The organism is Streptomyces ortus (genome assembly GCF_026341275.1).
Taxonomy (GTDB): domain Bacteria; phylum Actinomycetota; class Actinomycetes; order Streptomycetales; family Streptomycetaceae; genus Streptomyces; species Streptomyces ortus.
In genome coordinates this window covers 3117994-3131678 of the sequence record NZ_JAIFZO010000002.1, presented here as the reverse complement: position 1 = coordinate 3131678, position 13685 = coordinate 3117994, and the positions used below count along the sequence as shown (strand labels likewise).

Annotated in this window: 14 protein-coding genes; all 14 read right to left on the bottom strand. The window is 69.2% G+C overall.

Annotated features, from left to right (window positions below; genetic code table 11):
• Positions 1-6 precede the first annotated feature (6 nt).
• Complete coding sequence (gene atpA / locus K3769_RS17100; RefSeq protein ID WP_267027284.1) at positions 7-1599, bottom strand: F0F1 ATP synthase subunit alpha; 1593 nt, start codon at positions 1597-1599, stop codon at positions 7-9.
• Between the two features lie 190 nt (positions 1600-1789).
• Positions 1790-2605 carry a F0F1 ATP synthase subunit delta gene (locus K3769_RS17095; RefSeq protein WP_267027283.1) on the bottom strand — a complete coding sequence of 272 codons (816 nt, stop codon included), beginning with the start codon at positions 2603-2605 and terminating at the stop codon, positions 1790-1792.
• Positions 2602-3156: a F0F1 ATP synthase subunit B gene (locus K3769_RS17090; RefSeq protein ID WP_267027282.1), complete on the bottom strand. Its 555-nt coding sequence runs from the start codon at positions 3154-3156 to the stop codon at positions 2602-2604. Before K3769_RS17090 ends, K3769_RS17095 begins: the two co-directional genes overlap by 4 nt.
• A 44-nt stretch (positions 3157-3200) precedes the next feature.
• Complete coding sequence (locus K3769_RS17085; protein WP_067273352.1) at positions 3201-3437, bottom strand: ATP synthase subunit c family protein; 237 nt, start codon at positions 3435-3437, stop codon at positions 3201-3203.
• A gap of 73 nt (positions 3438-3510) precedes the next feature.
• Complete coding sequence (gene atpB, locus K3769_RS17080) at positions 3511-4332, bottom strand: F0F1 ATP synthase subunit A (protein ID WP_267027281.1); 822 nt, start codon at positions 4330-4332, stop codon at positions 3511-3513.
• Between the two features lie 225 nt (positions 4333-4557).
• A complete protein-coding gene (locus tag K3769_RS17075) occupies positions 4558-4995 on the bottom strand; it encodes a Cg1360 family ATP-synthase-associated protein (protein ID WP_267027280.1) in 438 nt (145 codons plus the stop codon).
• Positions 4996-5293: 298 nt separating this feature from the next.
• Positions 5294-6691: an MraY family glycosyltransferase gene (locus K3769_RS17070; RefSeq protein WP_267027279.1), complete on the bottom strand. Its 1398-nt coding sequence runs from the start codon at positions 6689-6691 to the stop codon at positions 5294-5296.
• Between the two features lie 130 nt (positions 6692-6821).
• Positions 6822-8072: a serine hydroxymethyltransferase gene (gene glyA, locus K3769_RS17065; RefSeq protein ID WP_267027278.1), complete on the bottom strand. Its 1251-nt coding sequence runs from the start codon at positions 8070-8072 to the stop codon at positions 6822-6824.
• Between the two features lie 114 nt (positions 8073-8186).
• Complete coding sequence (locus K3769_RS17060; protein ID WP_282566196.1) at positions 8187-8867, bottom strand: arsenate reductase/protein-tyrosine-phosphatase family protein; 681 nt, start codon at positions 8865-8867, stop codon at positions 8187-8189.
• Positions 8864-9511: an L-threonylcarbamoyladenylate synthase gene (locus K3769_RS17055; RefSeq protein WP_189773476.1), complete on the bottom strand. Its 648-nt coding sequence runs from the start codon at positions 9509-9511 to the stop codon at positions 8864-8866. The genes K3769_RS17060 and K3769_RS17055 overlap by 4 nt, the downstream gene beginning before the upstream one ends.
• Positions 9512-9602: 91 nt before the next feature.
• Positions 9603-10448 carry a peptide chain release factor N(5)-glutamine methyltransferase gene (gene prmC, locus K3769_RS17050; protein WP_267027277.1) on the bottom strand — a complete coding sequence of 282 codons (846 nt, stop codon included), beginning with the start codon at positions 10446-10448 and terminating at the stop codon, positions 9603-9605.
• Positions 10449-10513: 65 nt separating this feature from the next.
• A complete protein-coding gene (gene prfA, locus K3769_RS17045; protein ID WP_267027276.1) occupies positions 10514-11590 on the bottom strand; it encodes a peptide chain release factor 1 in 1077 nt (358 codons plus the stop codon).
• A 189-nt stretch (positions 11591-11779) separates the two neighbouring features.
• Complete coding sequence (gene rpmE / locus K3769_RS17040) at positions 11780-12007, bottom strand: 50S ribosomal protein L31 (protein ID WP_189837654.1); 228 nt, start codon at positions 12005-12007, stop codon at positions 11780-11782.
• A 266-nt stretch (positions 12008-12273) separates the two neighbouring features.
• On the bottom strand, positions 12274-13362 hold the full coding sequence (locus K3769_RS17035) for an LCP family protein (RefSeq protein ID WP_267027275.1): 1089 nt from the start codon (positions 13360-13362) through the stop codon (positions 12274-12276).
• Positions 13363-13685: the final 323 nt, after the last annotated feature.

Genomic DNA, 13685 nt, shown 5'->3' with positions numbered 1-13685 from the left:
CCGTCGTCACTTGCCCGCAGCGGCAGGGGTGTCCTCGCCGAGCAGCTTGCCGTCCGACGTCTCGAACTGCTTCTTGAAGTCCGCGATCGCGTCGGCGATGGCCTGCAGGGTGTCGTCCGACATCTTGCCGCCCTCCTTGATGGAGGTCATGAGGCCCTGCTCCTTGCGGTGCAGGTACTCGAGCAGCTCCTTCTCGAAGCGGCGGATGTCGTTGACCGGAACCTCGTCCATCTTGCCGGTGGTGCCTGCCCACACGGAGACGACCTGGTCCTCGGTGGCCATCGGCTGGTACTGAGCCTGCTTGAGCAGCTCGACCATCCGCTGACCGCGGTCCAGCTGCGACTTCGACGCGGCGTCCAGGTCGGAACCGAAGGCGGCGAACGCCTCCAGCTCACGGAACTGGGCGAGGTCCACGCGCAGTCGGCCGGAGACCTGCTTCATCGCCTTGTGCTGGGCGGAACCACCGACTCGGGAGACGGAGATACCGACGTTCAGCGCGGGGCGCTGACCGGCGTTGAAGAGGTCCGACTCCAGGAAGCACTGGCCGTCGGTGATGGAGATGACGTTGGTCGGGATGAACGCCGACACGTCGTTGGCCTTCGTCTCGACGATCGGCAGACCGGTCATCGAGCCCGCGCCCAGCTCGTCCGAGAGCTTCGCGCAACGCTCGAGGAGACGGGAGTGCAGGTAGAAGACGTCACCGGGGTAGGCCTCGCGCCCCGGCGGACGGCGGAGCAGCAGGGACACGGCGCGGTAGGCGTCGGCCTGCTTCGAGAGGTCGTCGAAGATGATGAGGACGTGCTTGCCCTCGTACATCCACTGCTGGCCGATGGCCGAGCCGGTGTACGGCGCCAGGTACTTGAAGCCGGCCGGGTCGGACGCCGGGGCGGCGACGATGGTCGTGTACTCCAGCGCGCCGGCCTCTTCGAGGGCGCCACGCACGGAGGCGATGGTCGAGCCCTTCTGGCCGATGGCGACGTAGACGCAGCGGACCTGCTTCTTCGGGTCGCCGGTGCGCCAGTTGTCACGCTGGTTGATGATCGTGTCGACGGCCAGCGCGGTCTTGCCGGTCTGACGGTCGCCGATGATCAGCTGACGCTGGCCACGGCCGATCGGGGTCATCGCGTCGACGGCCTTGTAGCCGGTCTCCATCGGCTCGTGGACCGACTTACGGGCCATGACGCCCGGTGCCTGCAGTTCGAGCGCGCGGCGTCCGGACGTCTCGATCTCGCCGAGACCGTCGATCGGGGCGCCGAGCGGGTCGACAACGCGGCCGAGGTAGCCCTCGCCGACGGCCACGGACAGGACCTCGCCGGTACGCGTGACCGGCTGTCCTTCCTCGATGCCGCTGAACTCACCGAGGACGACCGCACCGATCTCGCGCTCTTCCAGGTTCAGCGCGAGACCGAGGGTGCCGTTCTCGAACTTCAGCAGTTCGTTGGCCATGGCCGAGGGCAGGCCCTCGACCTTCGCGATGCCGTCGCCGGCAAGGGTGACCGTACCGACCTCCTCGCGCGAGGCCGCGTCCGGCTTGTACGACTGGACAAAGTTCTCCAGCGCATCCCGGATCTCCTCCGGCCGGATCGTGAGCTCCGCCATCTGGGTTCCCTGCTCTCCTTGTTGGGCCCGAAGTTTTCTTGGGGGGTCTGGGGCTTTTTCCCTCAGCGGCTGCGCCGCGGGCCCCCAGGAATCCTCTGCACGGCCCAACGAGGGCCGTAAGTACTGCGGTGTACGGACTGCGGTGTACTGAACTTCCGGGTTCTTCTGATGTACGCGTACTGAATTGCCGCTAGCTCGCCATGTGGCGGGCGACTGCTTCCAGCCGGTCCGCGACGGAGCCGTTGATGATCTCATCGCCGACCTGCACCCGGATCCCGCCGAGGACATCGGGGTCCACGTCGAGGTTGAGGTGCATCGGGTGGCCGTAGAGCTTCGTGAGGGCGGCGCCGAGGCGCTGCTTCTGCACGTCGCTCAGCGGAACCGCCGAGGTGACGACGGCGACCATGCGGTTTCGGCGGTCGGCCGCGAGCTTGGACAGGGATTCGAGTCCAGACTCCAGGCTACGTCCCCGGGGCGCGGTCACAAGGCGCGTGACCAGCCGCTCGGTGACGGCGTCGGCCCGGCCGCCGAGCAGGCTGCGCAGCAGCTCGCTCTTGGCCGCCGCCGTGGCGCCGCGGTCGGTCAGCGCCGCGCGCAGCCCGGTGTTCGAGGCGACGATCCGGCCGAACCGGAACAGCTCGTCCTCGACGTCGTCGAGCCTGCCCAGCCGCTGCGCCGCCGTGAGGTCGGCGGTGTCGGCCAGCTCCTCGACGGAGTCGACCAGGTCGCGCGAGCGCGACCAGCGGGAGCGCACCAGACCGGCCACCAGGTCGGCGGTGGTGCCGCTGACCTGACCGCTGAGGAGACGCTTGGCCAGTTCGGCCTTCGCCTCGCCGTCCTGCGCCGGGTCGGTGAGGACCCGTCGCAGGGACACCTCGCGGTCGAGGAGCGCGGTGACGGAGGCCAGCTCACCGGCGAGCTGCGCCGCGTCGACGGACGTGGAGTCCGTCAGCGCGTCGAGACGCTCGCGTGCGGCGGCCAGCGCCTCGCGGCTCGCTCCGTTCATCGCGTGGCCTCGGCCTTCGAAGCGGTCTCGTCGAGACCGTCGAGGAACCGGTCGATCGTGCGGCTCTGCCGGGCGTGGTCCTCAAGGGACTCACCGACGATCTTGCCGGCCAGTTCGGTGGCCAGTTGGCCCACGTCCTGGCGCAGCGCGGACGCGGCGGCCTTGCGGTCGGCGGCGAGCTGCGAGTGACCGGCGGCGATGATCTCCTCACGCTGCCGCTGGCCTTCCGCGCGCATCTCGGCGATGAGCGTGGCGCCCTGCTCCTGCGCCTCCTGGCGCAGACGCGCGGCCTCGTGCCGGGCCTCGGCGAGCTGGGCCTTGTACTGCTCCAGCACGCTCTGGGCTTCGGTCTGAGCGGCCTCGGCCTTCTCGATACCGCCCTCGATGGCCTCGCGGCGCTGCTCCAGAACCTTGTTGATGTTCGGGAGCAGCTTCTTGGCGAGGAAGCCGAAGACGATGACGAAGGCGATCAGGCCGATGACCAGCTCGGGAATCGGCGGGATGAGGGGATTTTCCATCTCCTCGGCCGCGACAGTGAGCAGCTGGCTCATATCAGTGCCTTTCGTCTAGTGGGCGGTCTGTCGTGAATCCGACGTCAGACGCCGTAGACGAACGGCATGACCAGGCCGATGAGGGCGAGCGCCTCACAGAAGGCGAAGCCGAGAATCTGGTTGGCACGGATCAGGCCGGCAGCCTCGGGCTGACGGGCAAGGGCCTGGGTGCCGTTACCGAAGATGATGCCGACGCCGACGCCGGGGCCGATCGCGGCAAGGCCGTAGCCGATGGAGCCGAGGGAGCCGGAGACAGCGGCGAGGGTCTCAGTGGCAGCCATGCTGATTCTTCCTTCTCTGTACGGACCGGCGGGGGTTGACCACCGGACGTTTAGGGGGTTTTAGCGGGGTGGCTCAGTGGTGCTCGGCGAGCGCGCCCTGGATGAAGGTGCAGGTCAGAAGCACGAAGACGTATGCCTGCAGGGCCTGGATGAACAGCTCGAACGCCGTCATGACGATCACCATGATGAACGAGACGCCCGCGTAGGCGATCCCGATGCCGTTGAGCAGGTACCAGCTGGCGATCGTGAACAGCAGCAGCAGGGTGTGGCCCGCGAACATGTTCGCGAACAGTCGCACCGCGTGCGTGAACGGCCGGACGATCAGGTTCGAGAGGAGCTCGATGCCCATGGCCAGCGGAAGAACCGGGCCCAGCGACTTGTCGTAGCCGGAGAAGTTCTTGAACGCGCCGACGAATCCGTGCCGCTTGAAGGTCAGGGAGACCCACAGGACGTACACGATCAGGGCGAGGACCGCGGGGTACGAGATGATCGACGTGACCGGGAACTGGGCGACCGGGACGATCGACCAGATGTTCATCATCCAGATGAAGAAGAACAGCGAGACGACCAGCGGTACGTACTTCTCGCCCTCCTTCTTGCCGATCGTCTCGTAGACGACGCCGCGCCGGACGAAGTCGTATCCGGCCTCGGCGACCATCTGCAGCTTGCCCGGGACGACCTTCGGCTTACGGAAGGCGGCCCAGAAGAAGCCGATGACGATGACGGAGCCGAGCAGCGCCAGGAGCATCGTTTTGTTGAAGTAGACGCTGCTGTCCGCATCGCCCACGAGGGGCTCGAACAGGAACGAGTGCAGGCCGGGAGCCGGGAATCCACAGCCGTCGAAGATGTGGCAGTCGGTCTCGAAGGCGAGCACCTGCGTCGGGTCAGCACTCACCGCGGGCTCCTTCAGCGTGGCGCATAGGTACGGCAACCTCGTTGTGTCGGCGCGGCACGCAGCCGCGGTTCGGCACTGGACTGGTGTAACGGATGTGAGGGCGGCTGGGGGGCATCAAGCCTCGCGATTGAGCAGGCGTCAGCTCAGATGCCCGCGCCCGCGATGCCGCAGTTGGCACCGGACGATAGCAGGGTCTTCCACGAGCATTTATCCCGGCCCTACCCTTCACGACGAGTGCCCTGTCTTCTCGGGCCTGTCGCCCTTCGAGGACTCGGGTTCGACGTAGAGGATCTTGGCTTTCATCTGGGCACGCGCCTGTGCGCCGATCCACGCGAGCGTGGTGGCGACGATCGAGATCGCGAAGGCCTTCGGGTTGAACAGCGTCGTGTTCTTGAACGCGGCGACAAAGATGAACAGCAGAAGAATCTGTGCCGTGTAGAGCATCAGACCCATCGCCTGGAACAGGTGCGGAAGCGTTTTGGCGGTGCGCTGCAGAACGTACAGCCCGACACCCATGAAAAGGATCACGACCAGCGTCGCCACGAGCGCCCCGACCGCCCCCTTGCCCCCTGCGACCGCACCGCTGACCGCGGCGGCGACAGCGCCGACGGCAGCTGTGGGCACAGCGGCCTGGAGGAGGATCCGGACGTCATTGGAGGGCATGGCGGCAACTCCGCTTTGCTCAAGGGGGGCAGGTGTCGTCATGGACGAGCGTAGTCCCGGACAGCGAGAGAACCTCACCGCCGGTGAACCGTCGCACTGCGGTCCTTCGGCTCTGTCCTGGGTTCTCGTGAACCGTATCACAAACTATTTGATGAGGTCTTTACCTGGTTGGTGTGCCCGGTGTCACACATGAGGGTGAACATGCACGTCTGCGCGTGCGGACGACCACCTTGTCTGGTAATGGGGCGGTTTGGCAGAGCCGCCCGTCGGACGGCTCTTGCACAACTCTTACCCGGCGTCAGCGCGACGTTCCGGCCCCTCGCTCGTCCAGCACACGCGAACGGGCGCCGACAGCGCTCGCCCCGTTGACGCCCGAGACACCGACGGTGACCGGAGTACGGCGTTCCCCGTCCTGTTCCGCGTCCTGTTCACCGCCGCGCTCCCCGCCGTGCGCGAGGTCCTTGCCGGTCTCGTCCGCCTCGTCGTCCGCGACCGCCGGACCGCCCTCCTCCGGTACGTCCACGGCCTTGCGGCGGCGGTAGCGCGGCGGCACGAAGTGCTCGGCCCAGCGCGGGGCGCGCGGTGTGAAGCGCGGCAGCAGAAGCAGGAGCAGGCCCACCGCGCTGAGCGCCATGATGCCGAGCACGATCCACATGGCGCCCGAGTTCACCGAGTAGGCGAGGGCTCCGAAGGCGATCAGCGCCGACCAGAAGTACATGATGAGCACGGCCCGGCTGTGCGAGTGCCCGATCTCCAGGAGCCGGTGGTGCAGGTGTCCGCGGTCGGCGGCGAACGGGGACTGGCCCCGCCAGGTGCGCCGCACGATGGCGAGCACCAGGTCCGCCGCCGGGACGGCGATGATCGTCAGCGGCAGCAGCAGCGGGATGTAGACGGGCACCGTCTGGTGCACGGCCTCCTTCTCGGACCCCGCGAACAGGTTCATCGCGTCCGGGTCGACCTGCCCGGTGATGGAGATGGCGCCGGCCGCCAGCACCAGCCCGATGAGCATCGAGCCCGAGTCGCCCATGAAGATCCGCGCGGGATGCATGTTGTGCGGCAGGAAGCCCAGGCACATGCCCATCAGCAGCGCGGCGAAGAGCGTGGCCGGGGCGGCGGACTCCAGCCCGTACCCGTACCAGATGCGGTAGCCGTACATGAAGAACGCGGCGGCGGCGATGCACACCATGCCCGCGGCGAGGCCGTCGAGGCCGTCGGCGAAGTTCACGGCGTTGATGGTGATCACGACCAGCGCCACCGTCAGCAGGGTGCCCTGCCACTGGGTCAGCGAGACCGAGCCGACGCCCGGGATGGGCAGCCACAGGATCGTCAGACCCTGCATCACCATGACACCCGCGGCGATCATCTGGGCGCCCAGCTTGATGAGCGCGTCGATCTCGAACTTGTCGTCCAGGACGCCGATCAGCCAGATCAGGGCGGCGCCGGACAGCAGCGCCCGCGGCTCGTTGGAGTTCTCGAAGACCACGCTGAGGTTCGTCAGATGGTCGGCCACCAGCAGGCCCGCGCACAGTCCGAAGAACATCGCGATGCCGCCGAGGCGCGGGGTGGGTTCTCGGTGCACGTCACGTGCCCGGATCTCCGGCATCGCTCCGGCCACGATCGCGAACTTCCGCACCGGCCCGGTCAGCAGGTACGTCACCGCGGCCGTGATGCAGAGCGTCAGGAGGTATTCACGCACGGGCATTCCCCACAGGTTTCGCCGGCCATCTCAGCCCCACACCATAGCTTCGTGCGCATACGGTTGAGGACTTCCGGGTAGAGCCGATGGTTGCACGAGTGGCTGTCACTCCACGCCCGCCCACCCCACGCTAGCCGGGATAGGGCGGAAATCTCCCGGTCAGGTCCCGCACTTCTTCACGTACGCGCCGGCCTGCGGACTCGTCCCGCAGGGCCACGCCGAACAGCACGGCGATCCGGGCCATCTCGGCCTCGCCCATGCCCTGGGTGGTGACGGCGGCCGTGCCCAGGCGCAGGCCCCGTACGTCGGGCCGGGGCAGCGCGCAGGTGTCGAGGACCACTCCGGCGGCGGCGAGCCGGCCGCGGGCGGTACGGCCGTCGACGCCGAGCGGCTCCGGGTCGACGGTCAGCAGATGGGTGTCGGTACCGCCGGTGACCACCTCGAACCCCTCGGCGGCCAAGCCCCGCGCCAGCACCCGCGCGTTCGCGACCACCTGATGGGCGTACGCCGTGAACGCCGGTGTTGCCGCCTCGCCGAACGCGACGGCCTTCGCGGCGACGGTGTGCATCTGCGCGCCGCCCTGCGTGAAGGGGAAGACGGCCCGGTCGACCCGGTCGGCCAGCTCGCTCCCGCACAGCAGCATGCCGCCGCGCGGCCCGCGCAGCACCTTGTGCGTGGTCGCGCACACGATGTCGGCGTACGGGACCGGGCTGGGCGCCGCTCCCCCGGCGACGAGTCCGATGGGGTGGGCGGCGTCGGCGATGAGGTACGCGCCGACCTCGTCCGCCACCTCGCGGAAGGCCGCGTGGTCGATGTGCCGGGGGTAGGAGATGGATCCGCACACGATGGCCTTCGGCCGGTGGGTGCGGGCCAGCGCCCTGACCTGCTCGTGGTCGATGAGGCCGCTCTCCGGGTCGACGCCGTAGCCGACGAAGTCGAACCAGCGGCCCGAGAAGTTCGCGGGCGACCCGTGGGTGAGGTGACCGCCGTGCGGCAGGCCCATCGCGAGGACGGTGTCACCGGGGCGCAGGAGGGCGGCGTACGCGGCCAGCACGGCCGAACTCCCGGAGTGGGACTGGACGTTGGCGTGTTCGGCGCCGAAGAGGGCCGTGGCGCGCTGTACGGCGGTCCGCTCGGCGACGTCGACCAGCTCGCAGCCGCCGTGGTGGCGGGCGCCGGGGTAGCCCTCGGCGTACTTGTTGGCGAGCGGTGAGCCCAGGGCGGCCAGCACGGCGGGCGAGGTGAAGTTCTCGGCGGCGATCAGCTGGAGCGTCGTGGTCTGCCGCGTCAGCTCCGCGAGGAGGATCTCGGCCAGCTCGGGATCCTGCCGGCCGAGCACGTCGACGGACGGCGGACCTGTGAGCGGGTGTGCGACCGGCATGGCGGACTCCGGACCTCGGCGGGGGATCGCTGATTCCAATGTAGAACCGACCCCCGGCCCGCGCCCGCCGTTACGCCCGAGCACCCCGCACGACCGTCCGAACAGCCCCTCCCACTAGGCCCGCGCAGGCGCCCCCGTCAGGGCCGTGACCACCGGGTCCAGGGCCTGGTTGATCTCGTCGCCGACCGAGCGGAAGAACGGGAGGGGGGCGCCGTACGGGTCGTAGACCTCGTCCGCTTCCGCCGTGGGGGCCAGGAGCCACCCGCGTAGCGCCGCCGCGGCGCGGACCAGGGCCCGGGCGCGTTCGACCATGCCGTCGTCCAGTGGGGGCAGGGTGGCCGGGTCTATGGCGCGGACCAGGCGGGTGAACTCCTTCAGCGTGAACGTGCGCAGGCCCGCCGAGTGGCCCATCGAGATGACCTGGGCGCGGTGGTCACGGGTCGCGGTGAGGACCAGGTCCGCCCGGATGACGTGCTCGTCCAGCAGCTCGCGGCCCACGAAGCCGGAGGCGTCCGCGCCGAAGTCCGCGAGGACCGCCTCCGCGTTGGCCTCCATGGGCGCGCCCTCGTGCCCCCAGGTACCGGCGCTCTCGACGATCAGGCCGCCCCACAGGGGGTCGCCGAGCCGGTCCGCCAGGGCATGGCGGGTCAGCCGCTCGGTGATCGGCGAGCGGCACACGTTGCCGGTGCTGACGTGGAGGATGCGAAACGAGGAGTCGCCCGAGGCCCCGTCGCCGTAAGCCCCCGCGTACCCCGTCCCCGTACCTATGCCACGCCCCGCGTCAGGGGCTGTCAATTCGCCACCTCGAGGTCGGGTACGACCTTTCGCAGCTCCTCGGCCGACAGCGCGCCGGCCCGCAGCAGCACCGGCACCTTGCCCGTCACGTCGACGATCGACGAGGGGACGATGCCGGGGGTGGGCCCGCCGTCCAGGTACACGGAGACCGAGTCGCCGAGCATCTCCTGGGCGGCGTCGCAGTCCTCGGGCGACGCGTGCCCGGTGAGGTTGGCGGACGACACGGCCATCGGCCCGGTCTCGGTCAGCAGCTCGATGGCGACCGGGTGCAGCGGCATGCGCACGGCGACGGTGCCACGGGTGTCCCCGAGGTCCCACTGCAGGGACGGCTGGTGCTTGGCGACCAGGGTGAGCGCACCCGGCCAGAACGCGTCGACGAGCTCCCAGGCCATCTCGGAGAAGTCCGTGACCAGGCCGTGCAGCGTGTTCGGGGAGCCGATGAGGACGGGCGTGGGCATGTTCCGGCCGCGGCCCTTGGCCTCCAGCAGATCGGCCACGGCCTCCGAGCTGAACGCGTCGGCGCCGACCCCGTACACGGTGTCGGTCGGCAGCACGACGAGCTCGCCCCGGCGCACGGCTGACGCGGCCTCGCGCAGACCCGTCGAGCGGTCGGTCGCGTCGTTGGTGTCGTATCGCCGTGCCATCAGCAAGCCTCCTCGCGCACGCGGACCCCGGTGGCCGCGCGTCTAACGGTTTCCACGTCGTCCACACGGGACATCGCCGGCATCGCCGTGGTCATGGCGTCGCCCTGCGGGCGGTCGCGAACCGCGGCCGGTTGTTGAGGTCGGGGTGGTCGGCGGCGTCGGCCCAGCCCCGCTCCTCGGTGAAGATCCACGGCACCTGACCGCCCTGGGTGTCGGCGTGCTCGACGACGACGACCCCGCCGGGCCGCAGCAGCCGGTGCGCGGTGCGCTCCAGACCGCGGATCAGGTCGAGGCCGTCCTCCCCCGAGAACAGGGAGAGTTCGGGATCGTAGTCCCGGGCCTCCGGAGCGACGTACTCCCATTCCGTGAGCGGGATGTACGGCGGGTTGGTGATGACGAGGTCGACCTGGCCGTCGAGGTCGGGGAAGGCGTCCAGGGCGTTGCCCTGGCGCAGGTCCACCCTGGACCCCTCGACGTTCTTGCGGGTCCACCGCAGGGCGTCCTCGGACAGCTCCACGGCGTGCACGCGCGAGCGCGGCACCTCCTGGGCGAGGGCGAGCGCGATGGCGCCCGAACCGGTGCACAGGTCGACGATCAGCGGTTCCACGACGTCCATCGCGCGGACGGCGTCTATGGCCCAGCCGACCACGGACTCGGTCTCGGGCCGGGGCACGAACACACCCGGCCCGACCTGGAGTTCCAGATAGCGGAAGTAGGCCAGCCCGGTGATGTGCTGGAGCGGTTCGCGGGCCTCGCGGCGCGCGATCACCTCCCAGTACCGGGCGTCGAAGTCCGTGTCCTTGACGGTGTGCAGCTCGCCCCGCTTCACACCGTGCACGAACGCGGCGAGCTCCTCGGCGTCGTTGCGCGGCGAGGGCACGCCGGCGTCGGCCAGCCGCTGGGTGGCCTGGGCCACTTCCGCGAGCAGCAGGTTCACGCGTCCTCCGGGCTGAGCTGTCGTCCGTCGTGCGGATGGGTGGTGCGGCTGTGCTGGTGCGTGCCTCAGGCCGCGGCGAGCTTGGCCGCCGAGTCGGCGTCCACGCAGGCCTGGATCATCGCGTCGAGGTCACCGTCGAGGACCTGGTCCAAGTTGTACGCCTTGAAGCCGACGCGGTGGTCCGAGATCCGGTTCTCCGGGAAGTTGTACGTCCGGATCTTCTCGGAGCGGTCCACGGTGCGCACCTGGCTGCGGCGGGCGTCCGCGGCGTTGCGCTCCGCCTCCTCCTGGGCCGCGGCGAGGAGCCTGGAGCGCAGGATACGCATCGCCTGCTCCTTGTTCTGCAGCTGGCTCTTCTCGTTCTGGCAGGAGGCGACGACCCCGGTGGGGATGTGCGTGATGCGCACCGCGGAGTCGGTGGTGTTGACGGACTGGCCGCCGGGTCCGGAGGAGCGGTAGACGTCGATGCGCAGGTCGTTCGCGTGGATCTCGACGTCGACCTCCTCTGCCTCGGGCGTGACGAGCACACCGGCGGCGGAGGTGTGGATACGGCCCTGCGACTCGGTCGAGGGCACCCGCTGCACGCGGTGCACCCCGCCCTCGTACTTCATCCGCGCCCAGACGCCCTGGCCGGGCTCGGTGGCGCCGTTGCCGCCCTTGGTCTTCACGGCGACCTGGACGTCCTTGTAGCCGCCCAGCTCGGACTCGGTGGAGTCGATGATCTCGGTCTTCCAGCCGACGCGCTCCGCGTACCGCAGGTACATGCGCAGCAGGTCGCCGGCGAACAGGGCCGACTCGTCGCCGCCCGCGCCCGCCTTGATCTCCAGGATGACGTCCTTGTCGTCGCTGGGGTCGCGCGGGACGAGCAGCAGCCGGAGCTTCTCGGTGAGCTCCTCGCGCTGCTTCTCCAGGTCCTTGACCTCGGCGGCGAAGTCGGGGTCGTCGGCGGCGAACTCCTTCGCCGTCTCGATGTCGTCCCCCACTCGCTTCCAGGAGCGGTACGTCGCGATGATCGGGGTCAGCTCGGCGTAGCGCTTGTTGAGCTTGCGCGCGTTGGCCTGATCGGCGTGGACCGACGGGTCAGCGAGCTTCTTCTCAAGATCGGCGTGCTCGCCGATGAGTTCCTCGACCGCCTCGAACATCTCCGGCTCCAATGGACTGCCCCCGGCACCGTCACAGGTTCGGGGACGTAGGTACGGCATGGGGGTTCGTATGGGGGTCCCTGCTCGATCGAACTGCCCGATCGGCGTTCGAGAGCCGGGGGGTGCACCGCAAAGCGCCGGTCCCGGCGCCTCCGGAGGGAGGCGCCGAAGACCGGCGCTGTGAGCTCGCTACTTGCTGTCGGCCGCGGCCTTGGCCTTGCCGAAGCGGGCCTCGAAGCGGGCCACACGGCCACCGGTGTCGAGGATCTTCTGCTTGCCCGTGTAGAACGGGTGGCACTCGGAGCAGACCTCGGCACGGACGGTGCCGCTGGAGATCGTGCTGCGGGTGGTGAACGACGCGCCACAGGTGCAGCTGACCTGCGTCTCGACGTACTCGGGGTGGATGTCGCGCTTCAAGGTGTCTCCTAGTTTCGGGAGGGCTCCGGGTCGCTGCCCGCGGATTGCGGGGGCGTGAACCGGGGCCGACTGTCCAGTCTGCCAGGACTGGTGCCATCTCCCCAAACCGGGTGAGGGCCGGGACTATTCCCCGCCCCCCGGGAGGACCCCGAGGATGGCCCCGAAGGGGCCTCCAGAGGGGCGCGGGGAACTGCGCGACCAGCCACGACTCACCCGCACCAGCCCATCGGGCGCCCGCCGGCCCACCCCACGAGGGGCGTACGTGGTCAAGAAGTGACGACGCCCTTGGCGTCCCCACTCGCCGTACCCTTCGTCGCCGACTTCGGAATCGCCCGGTCGTTCTTCAACGCGTCCCAGACCACCGCGGCCTTGTCCTTCTGGACGAGAACACGGTTTCCGTCCGCCGGGTCGTACCGCACCGGCAGCGTGACCATGTTCATCTTCGACGAGCCGATGCCCTTGAGCCCGTTGGCGAAGGACGCCAGATCCTTCACCGAGGCGAGGTCGGAGTCGGTGGTGACGGTCTTCGTCGCGGTGTCGGCGAGGTCGTACAGCTTCTTCGGGCTGGTCAGTACGCCGACGCTGTCGACCTGCTCGACCAGCGCCTTGATGAACGCCTGCTGGAGCTGGATCCGGCCGAGGTCGGACCCGTCGCCGACCCCGTGCCGCGTACGCACCAGGCCGAGCGACTGCTTGCCGGTCAGCCGGTGCGTGCCGGCCTTGAGGTCGAGGTGGCTCTCCTTGTCGGTGATGTCCTTGGTCGTGGTGACCTCGACACCGCCGAGTTCGTCGATCAGCTTCTGGAAGCCGCTGAAGTCGACCTCGACGTAGTGGTCCATGCGGATACCGGTCATCGACTCGACGGTCTTGACCGCGCAGGCGGCGCCGCCCGTCGAGTACGCCGAGTTGAACATCGCCAGGGACGCGGCGGCGTGCTCCACGCCCTCGCTGTCGGTGCACTCGGGCCGGGGGACGAGCGTGTCGCGCGGTATGGAGACCACGCTGGCCTTCTTGTGGCCCTCGTAGACGTGCACGACCATCGCGGTGTCCGAGCGGGCGCTGCCGTCGTCGGTGCCGCCGCCCAGTTCCTTGTTGCTGCCCGAGCGGGTGTCGGAGCCCAGCACGAGGATGTCCTGCGAGCCGTTGTCGACGTCCAGGGGCCGGTCGGCGCCGAGCGCCTGGTCGATGTCGACGCTCTTGATGTTGTCGTTGAGGTTGAAGTACACGTAGCCGAGGCCCGTGCCGCCCAGAACGAAGACCCCCGCCGCGGACCAGGCCGCGATGACGAGCGCGTTGCGGCGTCCGCTCCGCGGTTTACGGTGATGGCCGGATTCAGGTGTGCGCTCGGCAGGCATGTGCTCCTCGGTTCTCGCTGGTCGGCTCGGCTACCCCCTGCGGTCAGGGTCAGGCGTGGTCATGTGCCGTGACGTCTCTGTCAGGACCCGTCTTTTCAGACGGGGAAACCGGAAAAAGGGTTGCACAGCGAACTGTGACCGTTCTGTGCGAACCCGGACACAACGGGTGATCGGCGTCGGCGGCGGAAAGCCGCTCACCTGCGCTTACGAGGGTGGACGCGTCGCTTCCACGCCATTGTGCCGACGTCCGCACCTGTGGCGAAGATCTCCGGAAGTGCCCCACGGGGAACAACGACGACACCCGCGACAACGGCGACAACGGG

What these genes read in the sequence shown, in the direction of transcription:
- atpA (WP_267027284.1), bottom strand. Translation starts at nt 1,599, where the DNA reads ATGGCGGAGCTCACGATCCGGCCGGAGGAGATCCGGGATGCGCTGGAG.
- K3769_RS17095 (WP_267027283.1), bottom strand. Translation starts at nt 2,605, where the DNA reads ATGAACGGAGCGAGCCGCGAGGCGCTGGCCGCCGCACGCGAGCGTCTC.
- K3769_RS17090 (WP_267027282.1), bottom strand. Translation starts at nt 3,156, where the DNA reads ATGAGCCAGCTGCTCACTGTCGCGGCCGAGGAGATGGAAAATCCCCTC.
- K3769_RS17085 (WP_067273352.1), bottom strand. Translation starts at nt 3,437, where the DNA reads ATGGCTGCCACTGAGACCCTCGCCGCTGTCTCCGGCTCCCTCGGCTCC.
- K3769_RS17075 (WP_267027280.1), bottom strand. Translation starts at nt 4,995, where the DNA reads ATGCCCTCCAATGACGTCCGGATCCTCCTCCAGGCCGCTGTGCCCACA.
- glyA (WP_267027278.1), bottom strand. Translation starts at nt 8,072, where the DNA reads ATGCCGGTCGCACACCCGCTCACAGGTCCGCCGTCCGTCGACGTGCTC.
- K3769_RS17055 (WP_189773476.1), bottom strand. Translation starts at nt 9,511, where the DNA reads ATGGCACGGCGATACGACACCAACGACGCGACCGACCGCTCGACGGGT.
- prfA (WP_267027276.1), bottom strand. Translation starts at nt 11,590, where the DNA reads ATGTTCGAGGCGGTCGAGGAACTCATCGGCGAGCACGCCGATCTTGAG.
- K3769_RS17035 (WP_267027275.1), bottom strand. Translation starts at nt 13,362, where the DNA reads ATGCCTGCCGAGCGCACACCTGAATCCGGCCATCACCGTAAACCGCGG.